The organism is Vibrio sp. LaRot3 (genome assembly GCF_027587025.1).
Taxonomy (GTDB): domain Bacteria; phylum Pseudomonadota; class Gammaproteobacteria; order Enterobacterales; family Vibrionaceae; genus Vibrio.
In genome coordinates, this window is the sequence record NZ_JAPPTI010000006.1 from 159,271 (window position 1) to 174,442 (window position 15,172).

Genomic DNA, 15,172 nt, shown 5'->3' on the forward strand with positions numbered 1-15,172 from the left:
TTGTTTGGGTTAAGGGATGAAAATATGTTACATTCCGCAGCCTTAATTTTTGGTTGAAAGATAGAGCAGTCGATGAAAAAGCAGCGTGCCTTCCTTAAATGGGCGGGTGGAAAATACGGATTAGTTGAAGATATTCAGCGTCATCTGCCTGAAGCACGCAAGTTGGTAGAACCTTTCGTCGGCGCAGGGTCTATTTTTCTCAATACCGATTATGAGCAATACCTGCTCGCGGATATCAACCCAGACCTAATTAATCTTTATAACCTTCTTAAAGAGAGCCCTGAGGAGTACATCTCAGAGGCAAAACGTTGGTTTGTGCCTGAGAACAACCGCAAAGAAGCGTACCTATCGGTACGTGCCGAATTCAACCAAACTGACGATGTGATGTATCGCTCGTTGGCTTTTTTGTATATGAACCGTTTCGGTTTTAATGGCTTGTGCCGTTACAACAAGAAAGGTGGCTTTAATGTTCCGTTTGGTTCATACAAAAAGCCTTACTTCCCTGAAAAAGAGCTCGAATTTTTCGCTGAAAAAGCCAAGAAAGCGACTTTTGTCTGCGAAGGCTATGCAGAAACGTTTAAACGTGCACGCAAGGGTTGTGTGGTTTATTGCGATCCGCCGTATGCGCCGCTATCTAATACCGCTAACTTTACCTCATACGCTGGCAATGGTTTTTCGTTAGATGACCAAGCCGCTTTAGCTGATGTGGCGGAAACTTCCGCAAATCAACGCGGTATACCGGTTCTTATCTCTAACCATGACACCACGCTCACTCGCCGTTTATACCACGGAGCAGAGCTTAATGTGGTTAAGGTTAAGCGCACCATTAGCCGTAATGGCGCAGGCCGAAATAAAGTGGATGAGCTACTCGCGCTGTTTAAAGCGAAGCAAGATTAACCACTAGATTTTCCTGATACCTCTATCATCTAACTGACCGCTTAGGTAGAATTGCGCCAGATTTAAGCAATGATGCCAACTACTAGAGGTCAGGTATGAAAGATTTCCTTATCGCTCCATCGATTTTGTCTGCAGATTTTGCTCGTCTTGGTGAAGATGTAGAAAAAGTACTCGCGGCAGGTGCTGATGTGGTGCACTTTGATGTTATGGACAACCACTATGTGCCAAACCTGACTTTTGGTGCTCCAGTGTGTAAAGCGCTGCGCGACTACGGTATTACTGCGCCAATTGATGTGCACCTAATGATTAAACCGGTTGACCGTATCATTCCTGATTTCGCTAAAGCTGGCGCATCAATGATTACTTTCCACATTGAAGCTTCAGAGCACGTTGATCGCACACTTCAGTTGATTAAAGAGCACGGCTGTAAAGCGGGTGTGGTTCTTAACCCTGCAACACCGCTAAGCCACCTTGAATACATCATGGACAAAGTAGATATGATTCTACTGATGTCTGTTAACCCAGGTTTTGGTGGTCAATCATTCATTCCAAATACACTGGATAAATTACGCGCAGTACGCAAGCTTATCGATGAGTCTGGTCGTGATATTCGCCTAGAGATCGATGGCGGCGTGAAAGTGGACAACATCCGTGAAATCGCAGAAGCGGGTGCGGATATGTTTGTTGCTGGTTCAGCTATCTTTAGCCAACCAGACTACAAGCAAGTAATTGATGAAATGCGTGCAGAACTGGCGCAGGTTAAGTAGGACTGAGCGTTGAAAAATTTAAAACTGATTGCTTTCGATCTCGATGGCACGCTATTAGACAGTGTGCCTGATCTTGCGGTAGCGGCGGATCAAGCAGCGCAAGCATTAGGTTTTCCGGCGGTAAGCGAAGCACAAGTACGTGATTACGTAGGCAACGGCGCTGATGTTTTGATTGGTCGAGCTTTAAGCCAAAGCTTAACGATCGATCCAGAATTAAGCCCTGAGATTCGCGCTAAAGGCCGTGAACTGTTTGATGATTTTTATGAGAAAACAGGTCACAAAAATAGTCATTTGTACGCGAATGTAAAAAGCACTTTAGCGGAGCTAAAGCAAGCGGGTTATATCTTGGCGCTTGTGACCAATAAGCCATCTCAGTTTGTGCCTGATGTACTGGCTCAGCATGATATTGCTCAGTACTTTACGGACGTTTTGGGCGGTGATGCGTTTGCTGAGAAAAAGCCAAACCCTATCGCACTGAACTGGTTATTAGAGAAACATGGCTGTAGCGCAAACGAGATGCTGATGGTGGGTGACTCTAAAAACGATATTCTCGCGGCTAAAAACGCTGGCTGCGCGTCGTTTGGCCTAACTTATGGCTATAACCACGGTGAGCCTATCTCTGCATCGAATCCGGATTTTGTCGCGGATAACATCGCAGAATTACTCGAAGTCGTGGCGGTTTCTGCTTAAGCCGAGTAAAACCACTAGCAAAATACTTATCAATGAGTACACTGGAAAGCCGCGTATTCTTGCTCCAAGAGAGTATAGAAGCGCGGTTTTCATTTAATTAGATTAAGAAGTCAAAGGAATTCGTCCATGAGCAAGCCCATCGTATTGAGTGGTGTTCAACCTTCAGGTGAACTAAGTATCGGTAACTACTTGGGTGCTCTACGTCAATGGCAACAGATGCAAGACGATTACGATTGCCAATACTGCGTGGTTGATCTGCATGCGATTACGGTCCGCCAAGACCCGAAAGCACTGCATGAAGCAACCTTAGACGCATTAGCAATCTGTTTAGCAGTTGGTGTTGATCCACAGAAGAGCACGCTATTTGTTCAGTCACACGTACCAGAGCATGCTCAACTTGGTTGGCTTCTTAACTGTTACACTCAAATGGGTGAGCTGAGCCGTATGACTCAGTTTAAAGATAAGTCTGCACGCTATGCGAACGACGTAAACGCAGGTCTATTTGGCTACCCAGTATTGATGGCAGCGGACATTCTGCTTTATGGTGCGCACCAAGTGCCAGTGGGTAATGACCAGAAGCAGCACCTAGAGTTAGCGCGTGATATCGCGACTCGTTTCAACAACATCTACTCGCCAGAGAGCCCAATCTTCACGGTTCCAGAGCCGTACATTCCAACAGTGAATGCACGTGTAATGAGCCTTCAAGATGCAACTAAGAAGATGTCTAAGTCAGATGATAACCGTAAGAACGTGATCACTCTGCTAGAAGAACCTAAGTCAATTCTTAAGAAGATCAATAAAGCGCAAACGGATACAGAAACTCCACCACGTATCGCACACGATTGGGATAGCAAAGCAGGCATCTCTAACTTAATGGGTCTTTACTCAGCGGCAACCGGTATGAGCTTCGAAGAGATTGAAGCGAAATACCAAGGCGTTGAAATGTACGGTCCATTTAAGAAAGATGTCGGTGAAGCGCTAGTGGCGATGCTTGAGCCTATTCAAGCGGAATACCGCCGTATCCGTGAAGATCGTGTATACATGGATCAAGTAATGAAGCAAGGTGCTGAAAAAGCGTCAGAGCGTGCTCTTGTGACATTGAAGAAAGTGTACGATGCAGTTGGCTTTGTTTCTCGCCCACTGTAATTCATCTGAATAGAGAAGAGGCCAGCGATTGCTGGCCTTTTTTGTGCTCGCTTGTTATTGCTGCGATTAATTTTGAATTAGGGCTTTGTGTTTGCTTGTGTCTATTGCACAATACCGCCCGAGCCATGTTTAACGATTACTTTGGTATTAGAGCTGTAGATCTGCCATGTTACTTATTATCGATAATTACGATTCATTCACTTATAACCTTTACCAGTACTTTTGTGAGCTCGGCGTTGAGGTGCAAGTGGTACGTAATGACCAAATTGATATCGCAGGCATAGAAGCGTTACAGCCGACTCATCTCGTTATTTCCCCTGGGCCATGTACACCCAATGAAGCAGGAATTTCCCTCGCAGCGATAGAGCACTTTGTCGGAAAATTGCCCATTCTCGGTGTTTGTTTAGGTCATCAAGCGATTGCCCAAGTGTTTGGCGGTGAAGTTGTTCGAGCACGCCAAGTAATGCATGGTAAAACCTCGCCGATTCGTCACAATGGCGCAAGTGTCTTTCGTAGCTTAAATAATCCATTAACTGTTACTCGTTACCATTCCTTGGTTGTGAAGTCTGATACTTTGCCTGAGTGCTTTGAACTTACCGCATGGACAGAGCTAGAAAACGGTGAAATGGATGAAATCATGGGTTATCAGCATAAAACTCTGCCAATTGACGCTGTTCAGTTCCATCCAGAGTCAATTAAGACAGAGCAAGGCCATCAGTTGCTAGAAAACTTCTTAAAACGCACGATTTGATGGTTGCGTCGACAGATAAATCCCGACTCAGATCACCTTTCTTAACATTTTGTTCATATCTCGCATGCTCTTCTAGTCTTGAAATAGTATGCGTGCGGCATTCAACTCATTCCCCTTCTTCAATTGAACAAGTCAGACTAAACCGTAACTTATTTAACTCATAACTATAAATTGCTTCATAAAAGAAATGGAATGATGCATAAATAGTCACTAATGGTGATTTTTGCTCTCGATGTCGGGATTCAAAAAGAATAAAACACTATTGAAATGGTTAATTAAATGTAAATACAATGCCGTGTCTGCAGAAATGTAAAACAAACAACTTGTTTCTATACTTATACCAAATATATAGCTGTATTTGAGTTGGGGTAGGTAAGGATACAAACCTGCATTGGCATGCGGTATCGAGAGGGAATGTGCGATGACGGTAGAAAATAAGATTGAACGCGGCTTGTTTGATGAGGTGATGGTGCCTTGTTACAGCCCGATGGAAATGATCCCAGTAAAAGGTGAAGGTTCACGAGTGTGGGATCAAGATGGTAACGAATATATCGATTTTGCTGGTGGGATTGCGGTAAGTTGCTTGGGTCATTGTCACCCAGCAATGGTTAACGCCTTAACCGAGCAAGGTCAAAAGCTGTGGCATTTGAGTAATGTCATGACGAATGAACCCGCGCTGCGTCTAGCGAAGAAACTGATCGATTTGTGTTTTGCCGATAAGGTCTTTTTTGCGAACTCTGGTGCCGAAGCGAATGAAGCCGCATTGAAGCTTGCTCGTCGTTACGCGGCTGACATCCATGGCCCAGAAAAATCAGAAATTATCGCCTTTAAACAAGGCTTCCACGGACGTACTTTCTTTACCGTAACGGTCGGTGGTCAAGCTGCGTATTCCGATGGCTTTGGTCCTAAACCGGGTGATGTAACTCATCTTCCTTACAACGATGTTGAAGCGTTGAAAGCTCATATTTCAGACCGAACTTGTGCAGTGATGATGGAGCCACTTCAAGGTGAAGGCGGCATTATTTCTCCAACGGATGAGTTTGCTCAAGCAGTACGTGAACTGTGTGATAAGCATGATGCACTGCTGATTTTCGATGAAGTTCAAACGGGTAATGGTCGTACTGGTCACTTCTACGCTTATCAAGGCCTAGGTGTAACACCAGACATTCTTAGCACGGCGAAATCACTCGGTGGTGGTTTTCCTATTGGTGCCATGTTGACAACCAGTCGACTCGCGGAACACCTAAAAGTGGGCACGCACGGTTCAACGTATGGTGGTAACCCACTGGCATGTGCTGTGGCTGAGGCTGTGGTCGATGTTGTCGGTCATCCAGATACGTTAAGCGGGGTATTGGAACGCGAAGCGCTGTTCCGTGATGGATTGACTAAGATTAATGATAAGTACCAAGTGTTTAGTGAAATTCGAGGCCAAGGCCTTCTACTTGGTGCGGCACTCAATGAAGAGTGGCAAGGCCGTGCGCGTGATATTTTGATCGCAGCAGGTAAACAAGGATTGATGGTATTGGTTGCGGGGCCGAATGTGGTTCGCTTTACGCCATCGTTAGTGATTACTAAACAAGATATAGAACAAGGATTAGACAAACTAGATCGAGCAATTGCAACGCTCGTTAAATAAGGAAAATTCAAAACTTATACAAATGCTACCAACAAAGGCTGCTTAATTTGCATTCGCAAAGGCCTACCGTTGGTGGCATTGGTATCCTGCATCAGGAGGGAGTATCGATGCTGGTTATTCGACCTATCAACATGTCAGATTACGATGCGCTGCACACTTGCGCCGTAGAGTCAGGACACGGATTCACATCACTGCCGGTTAATGAAAAGCTATTAACCAATCGCATTCAACATTCAGAGTACAGTTTCTCAAAACCAGACGTTACCCAACCGGGTGATGAAGGCTATTTAATGGTCGGTTTTGACAGTGAAACCGGTGAAGTGGCTGGCTGTACTGGTATTGAAGCTTCTATCGGTTGGGATGTGCCGTTTTACTCTTATCACATCAGCACCATAGTGCACTCTTCACCTAAGCTGGGTGTTAACAACGTGGTTAAGCTACTTACCTTTGGTAATAACTACACTGGTTGCTCTGAAATCTGTACCTTGTTTTTGCGCCCTGCATTTCGTGGCGGTTTGAATGGTCGGTTGATGTCGAAGTGTCGCTTTTTGATGATGGCCGAACACCCGCATCGTTTTTCTGAAACCGTCTTTGCTGAGATGCGTGGTGTCTCTGACGATGAAGGTAACTCTCCTTTTTGGCAATGGTTGCAAGAACACTTCTTCTCGATTGATTTCACCATGGCCGATTATCTAACTGGCATTGGCAAGAAAGGCTTTATTGCTGATTTGATGCCTAAGTTGCCAATCTATATCAACCTGCTTAGCCCTGAAGCGCAAGAAGTGATTGGTAAGGTTCATGACAATACTAAACCTGCGTTACGCCTACTAGAAAACGAAGGTTTTACCTGTCGTAACTACGTCGATATTTTTGATGGCGGCCCAACGGTGGAATGTGACGTGCGAAATATTGAGTCAGTACGTCACTCATTTAGAGCCAAAGTTGAAATCAGCGAGCATTCAAGCTCTCAAGATTACCTTATGAGTAATACCTCGTTTGAAGATTTCCGCGCGGTAGCGACAAAAGCCGCTTATGACCAAGCGAGCGAACGGGTGATTATCAATGATGAAGTGGCTAAGGCGCTTCAAGTTGAACAAGGCGATTACGTTCGTCTGTTACCGCAATAACTCTTACCTCTATAAAAAGGAAACGCAAATGTCACATTGGATTGCAGGACAATGGGTTGCCGGACAAGGTGAGCCAATGAGCTCAACAAGCCCTTATAACAACGAGGTAATTTGGCAAAGCGATAGTGCGACTGTTGCTCAAGTAGAATCGGCAGTTTCTGCGGCGCGAGAAGCCTTCTTAACGTGGAAGAAAACCTGTTTTGAGCAGAGAGAAGCGGTTGTATTGCGCTTCGCTGAACTTGTCAAAGAGCACAGTGAACAAATCGCAGAAATCATTGCTAAAGAAACAGGCAAGCCATTGTGGGAAACCCGTACAGAAGCGGGCGCAATGGCAGGAAAAATCGCTATTTCTATCCGTGCTTATCATGAACGTACTGGAGAGGCGACGCGTGAAGCAGCGGGTAACCAAATTGTATTACGTCATCGACCACTTGGAGTGATGGCGGTATTTGGCCCGTACAACTTCCCAGGGCATTTGCCGAATGGTCATATTGTACCGGCACTACTGGCTGGCAACACCGTGGTGTTTAAACCATCAGAGCAGACTCCTTGGACAGGTGAGTTTGCCATGAAGCTTTGGCAACAAGCTGGTCTACCTGATGGTGTGATCAACTTAGTCCAAGGAGCGAAAGAAACAGGTATTGCGCTTGCTGAATCGAAGGGGATTGATGGTCTGCTGTTCACGGGTAGCGCAAACACTGGCCATATCCTACACCGCCAGTTTGCTGGGCAACCGGATAAGATGTTGGCTTTGGAGATGGGGGGCAACAACCCTATGGTTATCTCTGAGCAGTTCGGCGACCTAGACTCAACGGTTTACACCATTATTCAGTCGGCATTTATCAGTGCTGGTCAGCGCTGTACTTGTGCTCGTCGCCTTTACGTTCCTATTGGTGAGAAGGGCGATCAATTATTGGTTCGACTGGTGGAAGCAACGCGCAATATTCGTGTCGACCAACCATTTGCCGAACCTGCTCCGTTTATGGGGCCACAGATTTCGACAGCGGCCGCTGAGTTTATCTTAAACGCACAAAAGCACCTGCAATCACTGGGGGCTGAAAGCTTAGTTGAGGCGAAGGCAGGACACGCTGCATTTGTTAGCCCGGGCATTATAGATGTCACCACAATTCAAGATTTGCCAGATGAAGAATACTTTGGGCCATTGCTTCAAGTGATTCGCTATCAAGGTTTAGAGCAGGCCGTTGAGTTAGCCAACGATACCCGATTTGGCCTCTCTGCTGGGTTAGTCTCAACTGACGATAGTGAATGGGAATACTTCGTTGATCATATTCGTGCTGGGATTGTTAATCGTAACCGACAGCTGACAGGTGCAAGTGGTGATGCGCCGTTTGGAGGCCCTGGAGCCTCAGGCAACCTGCGCCCAAGTGCCTACTACGCTGCGGATTATTGTGCTTACCCAATGGCTTCGATGGAAGGGGCAGAAACTTTGTTGCCAGCAACATTGAGCCCTGGCATCACATTATAACGCTTGCCAATAGGCATGATTGAATACGTCACAGGTTGAATGCCATCTCTTCTTAGCCGAGTGAGATGGTCTCGACTATTCTTATATGAAAATAATATTGATACCGATAACAAGACCCTAAGCTAAGGAGGCGCTATGACGCCAGACCTATTGTTTCAGTCACTATGGGACGACTATACCGAGCGTTTATGTCCATCAGCAGGCAATGTCCATAGATTGCTGCAAGAAGATGAACCTCTTATCAATGACCACATTGCTCTGCGCACTTTCAATCTTGCTCCAGTTAACTTATCCGTTTTAGCGAAACCTTTTTTAGAACTGGGCTATCAAGAAGCAGGGGATTACCTGTTTGAAAGTAAAAAGCTCGTAGCTAAGCATTTTGAACACCCAGACCCTCGTCAGCCAAAAGTGTTTATTAGTGAGTTGAAAGTGGAAGAGTGCTCTGCACAGTTGCAAACGTTAGTGAAAAAACTGGTAGCAGAAATGGATGCCTCTCAGTTAAAAGGGTTTGATTTCTTGTATGCGGGGCGGCTTTGGTCGCTAGAGCATAAAGACTACCAATTGTTGGCGGAAGAAAGTGAGTACGCGTCTTGGGTTGCAGCGCATGGCTACGGGGCAAACCACTTTACTGTAAGTGTTAATCAACTTGACCAGTTTGAAGAAGTTCAGCAGGTGAATGATCACTTGAGTGCCGCGGGTTTTGTTATTAACCAGTCCGGTGGGGAAGTAAAAGGTTCTCCGGATGTACTGTTAGAGCAATCTGCTACCATGGCAGATAAAGTCAAAGTTGACTTGGATGATGGTGTGTTTCAAATTCCGGGTGGCTTCTATGAGTTTGCGAAGCGCTACCCAATGGCCAATGGTGAGTTGTATTCAGGTTTTGTGGCAGCGTCAGCCGATAAAATCTTTGAAAGTACCAACAACTAGTCTTTTCTCACCTTATTGATGAAAACAAAAAGCCACCCAATGGGTGGCTTTGAAATTTTCTCGATTTCTAATAATTAGAAATTAGCGAGTACCGTAAACAACAATCGTCTTACCGTGAGCAGAGATTAGGTTCTGCTCTTCTAGCATCTTCAAGATACGACCTACTGTCTCACGAGAACAACCAACAATTTGGCCAATCTCTTGACGAGTGATCTTGATTTGCATGCCGTCTGGGTGAGTCATCGCGTCAGGTTGTTTCGCTAGGTTTAGTAGCGTTTGAGCGATACGACCAGTTACGTCTAGGAACGCTAGGTCACCTACTTTTTGGCTTGTTACTTGTAGGCGACGAGCCATCTGTGACGACAGACGCATTAGGATGTCAGGGTTTACTTGGATAAGCTGACGGAATTTCTTAAATGAGATTTCCGCTACTTCACAAGGAGACTTGGCACGAACCCAAGCTGTACGCTCTTGGTCTTCTTCGAATAGACCAAGTTCACCGATGAAATCACCTTGGTTTAGGTAAGAAAGGATCATTTCCTTACCTTCTTCGTCTTTAATAAGAACCGCTACAGAACCTTTAACGATGTAGTATAAAGTTTCTGCTTTTTCGCCCGCGTGGATCAGCGTGCTTTTTGATGGGTACTTATGAATATGACAGTGTGAAAGGAACCACTCTAATGTTGGGTCGGTTTGAGGTTTACCTAGAACCATAATATCTCACTTCCTCTGCAGGGTACGCTTGCCGCTTTCCATGTTTTAGCTAAGCCCAAATGGGATAGCCAGAATAAGAGCACTTTAGTCATGCTGCAAGCTATCTTGTGTTTCGGTTACAAATAGTATCCTTTTTCCCGAACGATTTCTTGATTTTAATCGGGTCCAAGATGCTATTTTTTAAGCAAAAACGTGCACATGATCACGGTATGAAAAGTAATCGTGTTCTAGCAACTGGGTTTAACCGATTTTTCCGGTTTCGATTAACTGTTGAAGAATCGGTCTTACGATGAGCTCCATAGCGAAACTCATTTTACCACCAGGTACTACAAGCGTGTTGTGTCGTGACATAAATGAGCCATCGATCATTGCGAGCAAGTACGGATAATCGACATTTTTAAAGCCACGTAAACGTATAACTACGAAGCTTTCGTCCAAACTAGGGATACCTTTGGCATCTAATGGGTTGGAGGTATCTACCGTAGGCACCCGCTGGAAATTGATGTGTGTACGAGAAAACTGCGGGGTGATGTAGTTTAGGTAGTCATCCATTGAACGCACGATGGAATCCATCACCGCTTCGCGAGAATGACCACGGTCACGAGTATCTCGAACAAATTTTTGAATCCACTCAAGGTTGACGATCGGCACCATGCCAATCAGAAAGTCGACATGCTGTGCGACGTTAACATCCCCATCGACAACGCCACCATGTAATCCTTCATAGAATAGGACATCGCTGTTTTCCGGCAGATCTTGCCATGGGGTGAATGTTCCCGGCATTTGATTGTAAGGTACGGCTTCATCAAAAGTATGAAGGTAGCGACGCACTTGACCTGTGCCTTCGTTACCGTATTGGCGGAAGAACTCTTCAAGCCCCGGAAAGTCATTGGCTTGAGGGCCAAAGTAGCTAATGTGACGCCCTTGATCACGAGCTTTACGGATGGCGACATCCATCTCTGGGCGAGTGAATCGGTGGAAGCTATCACCTTCAACCCACGCAGGTTTAATGTCCATCATGTTGAACATTTTGCGAAAGGCTTCGGATGTGGTGGTGGTTCCTGCCCCAGATGAGCCAGTAACCGCGATGATCGGATGTTTTGCTGACATGACAAACCTTGTCTTTAGATAACTTGCCTGTTTGGGCTGTTTATTCGTTAACGGTATAACAGCCTAGAAACAACAATATAACACGGTTTGTCAGATAGCGATCAGTTGAAATGTGTGAGTAGATCTAGAACTTGGCTTTAACTTGAATGTCGACTGTTTCATGCAGTTCGGAGTAAACCACTACGGCTTCGCCAGTCTCGATTTGTTTGCGTACTTGTTCTACTTTGGTTTGCAGTGACACTTCTTGGTTGCCGTAATCGGTGCCTTCACGCAGCACGAATTCTTGAATCAGATTATCTAGTGTGTCTGAGTCGATTTGTTGCCAAGGAACAATCATAAATACCTCTTTATTCTATGACGTTTAACAACCAGTAATGGTTTGATGCTTTGGGGCGCTATTATGCCGACTTCAAGCTGTGATAGTAAGCGGGAAGTGTTTCTTCTAACCAAAAGCGTGGCTTCAATACTGAACCAGTGACAAAACCGACGTGACCGCCTTGGTCAAATAAACGGTAGTCGATGTTATCGGGCAGCACAAAGTGTGGGATCACCGCATCAGTCATAAATGGGTCATCTTTGGCGTGGATGATCTGTGTTGGTAAGCGAATATCACGCAAACGATGAATACCCGAACAGCGCTGGTAATAATCTTCGGCATCTTTAAAGCCGTGTAGAGGCGCGGTGATGAGATCATCAAATTCGTACAATCGTGTTACGCGTTTAATCGACTGGTAGCTTAAATCCAACTCGCCTTTGAGTAAGTGATGCTTGCGTAGCGCATTGCGCTTTAATGAATTAAGTAGATAGGTTTTGTAGAGTTTAGAAAAGCCTTGCTCTATACGTTCTGAACACGCCGAAAGGTCAAGTGGTGCAGAGACAATCGATGCCGCATCGAGTAGTGGTTCGTCAGCGTACTCAGCGAGGTAGTTGGCCAGCATGTTTCCGCCAAGCGATATGCCTACTGCGATCTTCTTTTGGTTTGGAAATCGCTGATGTAGATATTCTAAAAATAGCCGAGCATCTTTTACTTCACCTGAGTGATAAGCACGTGCGAGTTTGTTTGGTTTACCGCTACAGCCGCGAAAGTGCATCATTACCGAGAGCCAACCCTGCTTGGCAAAAGCGTCCATTAAGCCATTGGCATAGGGGCTATAAAAGCATCCCTCTAAGCCATGAAAGAGAATAAACAGAGGCTTGTCTTTGGCTGTATCACTCTCTTTGTCTTCACTCCATGCTAGGTCAAGGAAGTCACCATCGGGGGTATCCAATGTTTGCCATATAGGTTCAAACAGCGCTTTTTTGCGAATAAAACGCGGCGCGAGAGTTTGCAGGTGTGGATTGGATAATCCAGTCGCGGCAGTGAATTGAGTCATGATTAGTGTGGGGTGTCGGTGGGTTCAAACGGCAGAGCAAAGATATCGTAAAGATGTTCTCCGCCCAATTGACGACAATAACGCAAAGTCAGTGCTTCACCACGAGTATTGCTTAGCGTAAAGCTGTTCACGCAATCAACCAAATCTGACTGCTGTTGCTTTTCAAGCTGAAGCTCAAATTGCAGCGCTTCTCGGTATAAGGTGTCAGATAAGTTGAATTTTAGCTTTCGTCTCAACTCGCGAAAGCTATTTAGCAAGGATTCCGAACGACCAAGGCACTCTTCAACTTTGTGCCAATCTTGTTCGCCGATGGTCACTTGCTGCTCATCTAGCCATTTGAGAAGGAGCAGCAAGTTAACGTTACCTTTGAATTGATTTTGTAAGTTTAAGCACGCCTCTTTTACTTCTCGCACACTGTAGTACTGCAAGCTAAATTGCCATAACCGTTCTAGTGTGAGGGAAACTCTGACGTGCTCTATACTCATAAATCGCTGAATTCCTGTTCCATTTGCTCAAGTTCTTCTTGCAGCGCCATCCAATCCATTTCGACTTCTTCAAGTTCCGATTTGCTGTTGGCTTGTAACGCGAGTACCTGATTAAGTTTAGCTTTGTTTTCGGCTTCATACAGAGAGTTATCAGATAATTGCGTCTCTGCCTCGGCCAATGATTCACCCAACTTATCCATTTTCTGCTCAAGTTGTGTCAGTTTTTTGCGAATTGGCGCGGTTTGTTTACGAAACTCTGCTTCGCGTCGCTTTTGCTCTTTTTTTGCGGCGGCGCTGTTGGCTGAATTTTTCTCAGGCTGCTCAGCTTGAGCTTCACGACGTTCTGCTTTTTGCTGCTCTGTCAGCCACTTGTAATAGTCATTCAAATCGCCATCAAATGGTGCTACTTGGCGATCGTGTACTAAGTAAAGATCATCAGTGGTCGCGCGCAGTAGGTAACGGTCGTGCGATACAATCACCATCGCGCCTTCAAAGGTTTGCAGCGCCATCGTCAAAGCTTGACGCATATCCAAATCAAGGTGGTTGGTTGGTTCATCAAGCAGTAGCAAGTTTGGCTTTTGCCATACAACCAAGGCTAATACTAAGCGAGCTTTCTCACCGCCAGAAAACGGCGCGACTTTTTCTAGAGCTTTATCACCATTGAAACCAAAGCTGCCTAGATAATTGCGAAGCTCCAGTTCATTTTTGTCGGGAGCAATTTGCATCATGTGCTGCAAGGGAGTTTCTTCTGGATGCAGAGTTTCCAGTTGGTGCTGAGCAAAGTAACCAATCTTCACGCCTTGAGAGTATGTAAGATCGCCACTGAGCGATTTAAGCTCACCTGACAGCAGTTTGATTAAGGTCGATTTACCTGCGCCATTGCGGCCAAGTAGGCCAATGCGGCTACCCGGTACCAGATTCAAACGAATCTTTTCTAAGATGAGGTTGTCATCGTAGCCCGCAGAGACTTCATCCATCATTATGATTGGGTTGGGTAAGGAGTCTGGTTCGCGGAATTCAAAACTAAACGGGTTATCAAACTGAGCCGGCAGCACTTTTTCCATACGCTCTAGTGCTTTAATACGGCTTTGTGCTTGACGTGCTTTTGATGCTTTGTAGCGGAAGCGATCAATATAGCTTTGCATGTGCGCCATTTGTTTCTGCTGCTTTTGGTACTGAGCTTGTTGCAGAATTAGCTTTTGCGCGCGCTGATCTTCAAACGATGAGTAGTTACCGGTGTACTCGTTAAGCAGCTGGTTTTCAACGTGGATCACGCGATTCACAATTGGATCTAAGAAATCTCGGTCATGGGAGATAAGTACCAGCGTACCTGGGTAGTTTTGTAACCAACGCTCAAGCCACATCACAGCATCAAGGTCTAAGTGGTTGGTAGGTTCATCAAGCAACAAAAGATCAGAGCGGCAAAGCAGGGCTTGAGCTAGGTTGAGACGCATACGCCAGCCACCAGAGAACTGGGTTAAGTTCCAACTCATTTGCACTTGGCTAAAACCTAAGCCATCAAGTAGCTCAGCCGCGCGAGCGCGAATGCTGTAGCCGCCAATGGTTTCAATTTTACCGTGGATCTCCGCCACCAAAGTACCGTTATCATCTTGCTCTGCTTGTTGCAGTTGACGCTCTAACTCACGATATTCGCGATCACCATCAATCACATATTCCAGTGCAGCACGTTCCAGTGCTGGTGTCTCCTGTGCGACCCAAGCCATTTCCCAATGCGCGGGTTTGCTAAAATTACCAGCATCAATAGAGAGTTCATCTTTGATCAAGGCGAACAGTGTGGATTTACCACAACCGTTTTTGCCGACAAGGCCGACTTTGTCGCCGGGATGAATCGTGGCTGAAGCTTGGTCAAGAAGCGGTTTTCCGCCACGAAGGAGCTGGATGTCAGAGAAGGTAATCATAGTTTTGCTTTATCTTTAATCGTTTCGCCACGCATAGTAGGGGGAATATCTGGAAAAGTCGATCATTGCGTTATTGGTACTAAGCGCGTATAACAAACTGATAACGAAAATAAGGTCTTATTCTGTGTCGCTCTAGATAACAGG

15 protein-coding genes are annotated in these 15,172 nt (G+C 45.6%); 9 read left to right on the forward strand and 6 right to left on the reverse strand.

Going from position 1 to position 15,172, the window contains the following annotated elements:
* Nucleotides 1-72 precede the first annotated feature (72 nt).
* From OH461_RS13760 to OH461_RS13800, 9 genes are all read left to right on the forward strand, one after another.
* The gene (locus tag OH461_RS13760; RefSeq protein WP_270021173.1) at nucleotides 73-897 is read left to right on the forward strand and encodes a Dam family site-specific DNA-(adenine-N6)-methyltransferase; all 825 of its coding nucleotides are present in this window, start codon (nucleotides 73-75) and stop codon (nucleotides 895-897) included.
* Between the two features lie 95 nt (nucleotides 898-992).
* Nucleotides 993-1,664, forward strand: coding sequence for a ribulose-phosphate 3-epimerase (gene rpe / locus OH461_RS13765; RefSeq protein ID WP_270021174.1), 672 nt, complete (start codon nucleotides 993-995; stop codon nucleotides 1,662-1,664).
* A gap of 9 nt (nucleotides 1,665-1,673) precedes the next feature.
* Nucleotides 1,674-2,354: a phosphoglycolate phosphatase gene (locus OH461_RS13770; RefSeq protein ID WP_270021175.1), complete on the forward strand. Its 681-nt coding sequence runs from the start codon at nucleotides 1,674-1,676 to the stop codon at nucleotides 2,352-2,354.
* A 126-nt stretch (nucleotides 2,355-2,480) separates the two neighbouring features.
* Nucleotides 2,481-3,500: a tryptophan--tRNA ligase gene (gene trpS, locus OH461_RS13775; protein ID WP_270021176.1), complete on the forward strand. Its 1,020-nt coding sequence runs from the start codon at nucleotides 2,481-2,483 to the stop codon at nucleotides 3,498-3,500.
* A 166-nt stretch (nucleotides 3,501-3,666) separates the two neighbouring features.
* Nucleotides 3,667-4,251 carry an aminodeoxychorismate/anthranilate synthase component II gene (locus OH461_RS13780; RefSeq protein ID WP_270021177.1) on the forward strand — a complete coding sequence of 195 codons (585 nt, stop codon included), beginning with the start codon at nucleotides 3,667-3,669 and terminating at the stop codon, nucleotides 4,249-4,251.
* Between the two features lie 421 nt (nucleotides 4,252-4,672).
* Nucleotides 4,673-5,887, forward strand: a complete 1,215-nt coding sequence (locus tag OH461_RS13785; protein WP_270021178.1) for an aspartate aminotransferase family protein — start codon at nucleotides 4,673-4,675, stop codon at nucleotides 5,885-5,887.
* Nucleotides 5,888-5,994: 107 nt separating this feature from the next.
* Nucleotides 5,995-7,014 carry an arginine N-succinyltransferase gene (gene astA / locus OH461_RS13790; RefSeq protein ID WP_270021179.1) on the forward strand — a complete coding sequence of 340 codons (1,020 nt, stop codon included), beginning with the start codon at nucleotides 5,995-5,997 and terminating at the stop codon, nucleotides 7,012-7,014.
* A 28-nt stretch (nucleotides 7,015-7,042) separates the two neighbouring features.
* Complete coding sequence (gene astD, locus OH461_RS13795) at nucleotides 7,043-8,500, forward strand: succinylglutamate-semialdehyde dehydrogenase (protein WP_270021180.1); 1,458 nt, start codon at nucleotides 7,043-7,045, stop codon at nucleotides 8,498-8,500.
* Nucleotides 8,501-8,635: 135 nt separating this feature from the next.
* Entirely contained in the window at nucleotides 8,636-9,427 is a 792-nt protein-coding gene (locus OH461_RS13800) for a DUF1338 domain-containing protein (RefSeq protein WP_270021181.1), read from the forward strand.
* Between the two features lie 81 nt (nucleotides 9,428-9,508).
* Here the strand turns inward: OH461_RS13800 and crp are convergent, their stop codons facing one another.
* The 6 genes from crp to OH461_RS13830 all read right to left on the reverse strand — a co-directional run bounded on the left by crp (nucleotide 9,509) and on the right by OH461_RS13830 (nucleotide 15,028).
* Nucleotides 9,509-10,141 carry a cAMP-activated global transcriptional regulator CRP gene (gene crp, locus OH461_RS13805; RefSeq protein ID WP_005597159.1) on the reverse strand — a complete coding sequence of 211 codons (633 nt, stop codon included), beginning with the start codon at nucleotides 10,139-10,141 and terminating at the stop codon, nucleotides 9,509-9,511.
* A 240-nt stretch (nucleotides 10,142-10,381) separates the two neighbouring features.
* Nucleotides 10,382-11,251 carry a phosphoribulokinase gene (locus OH461_RS13810; protein ID WP_270021182.1) on the reverse strand — a complete coding sequence of 290 codons (870 nt, stop codon included), beginning with the start codon at nucleotides 11,249-11,251 and terminating at the stop codon, nucleotides 10,382-10,384.
* 124 nt (nucleotides 11,252-11,375) lie between these two features.
* Entirely contained in the window at nucleotides 11,376-11,588 is a 213-nt protein-coding gene (locus OH461_RS13815; RefSeq protein ID WP_270021183.1) for a YheU family protein, read from the reverse strand.
* 61 nt (nucleotides 11,589-11,649) lie between these two features.
* Nucleotides 11,650-12,624, reverse strand: coding sequence for a hydrolase (locus OH461_RS13820; protein WP_270021184.1), 975 nt, complete (start codon nucleotides 12,622-12,624; stop codon nucleotides 11,650-11,652).
* Between the two features lie 2 nt (nucleotides 12,625-12,626).
* Nucleotides 12,627-13,109: a TIGR02444 family protein gene (locus OH461_RS13825; protein WP_270021185.1), complete on the reverse strand. Its 483-nt coding sequence runs from the start codon at nucleotides 13,107-13,109 to the stop codon at nucleotides 12,627-12,629.
* Nucleotides 13,106-15,028: an ABC transporter ATP-binding protein gene (locus tag OH461_RS13830; protein WP_270021186.1), complete on the reverse strand. Its 1,923-nt coding sequence runs from the start codon at nucleotides 15,026-15,028 to the stop codon at nucleotides 13,106-13,108. The genes OH461_RS13825 and OH461_RS13830 overlap by 4 nt, the downstream gene beginning before the upstream one ends.
* Nucleotides 15,029-15,172 lie beyond the last annotated feature (144 nt).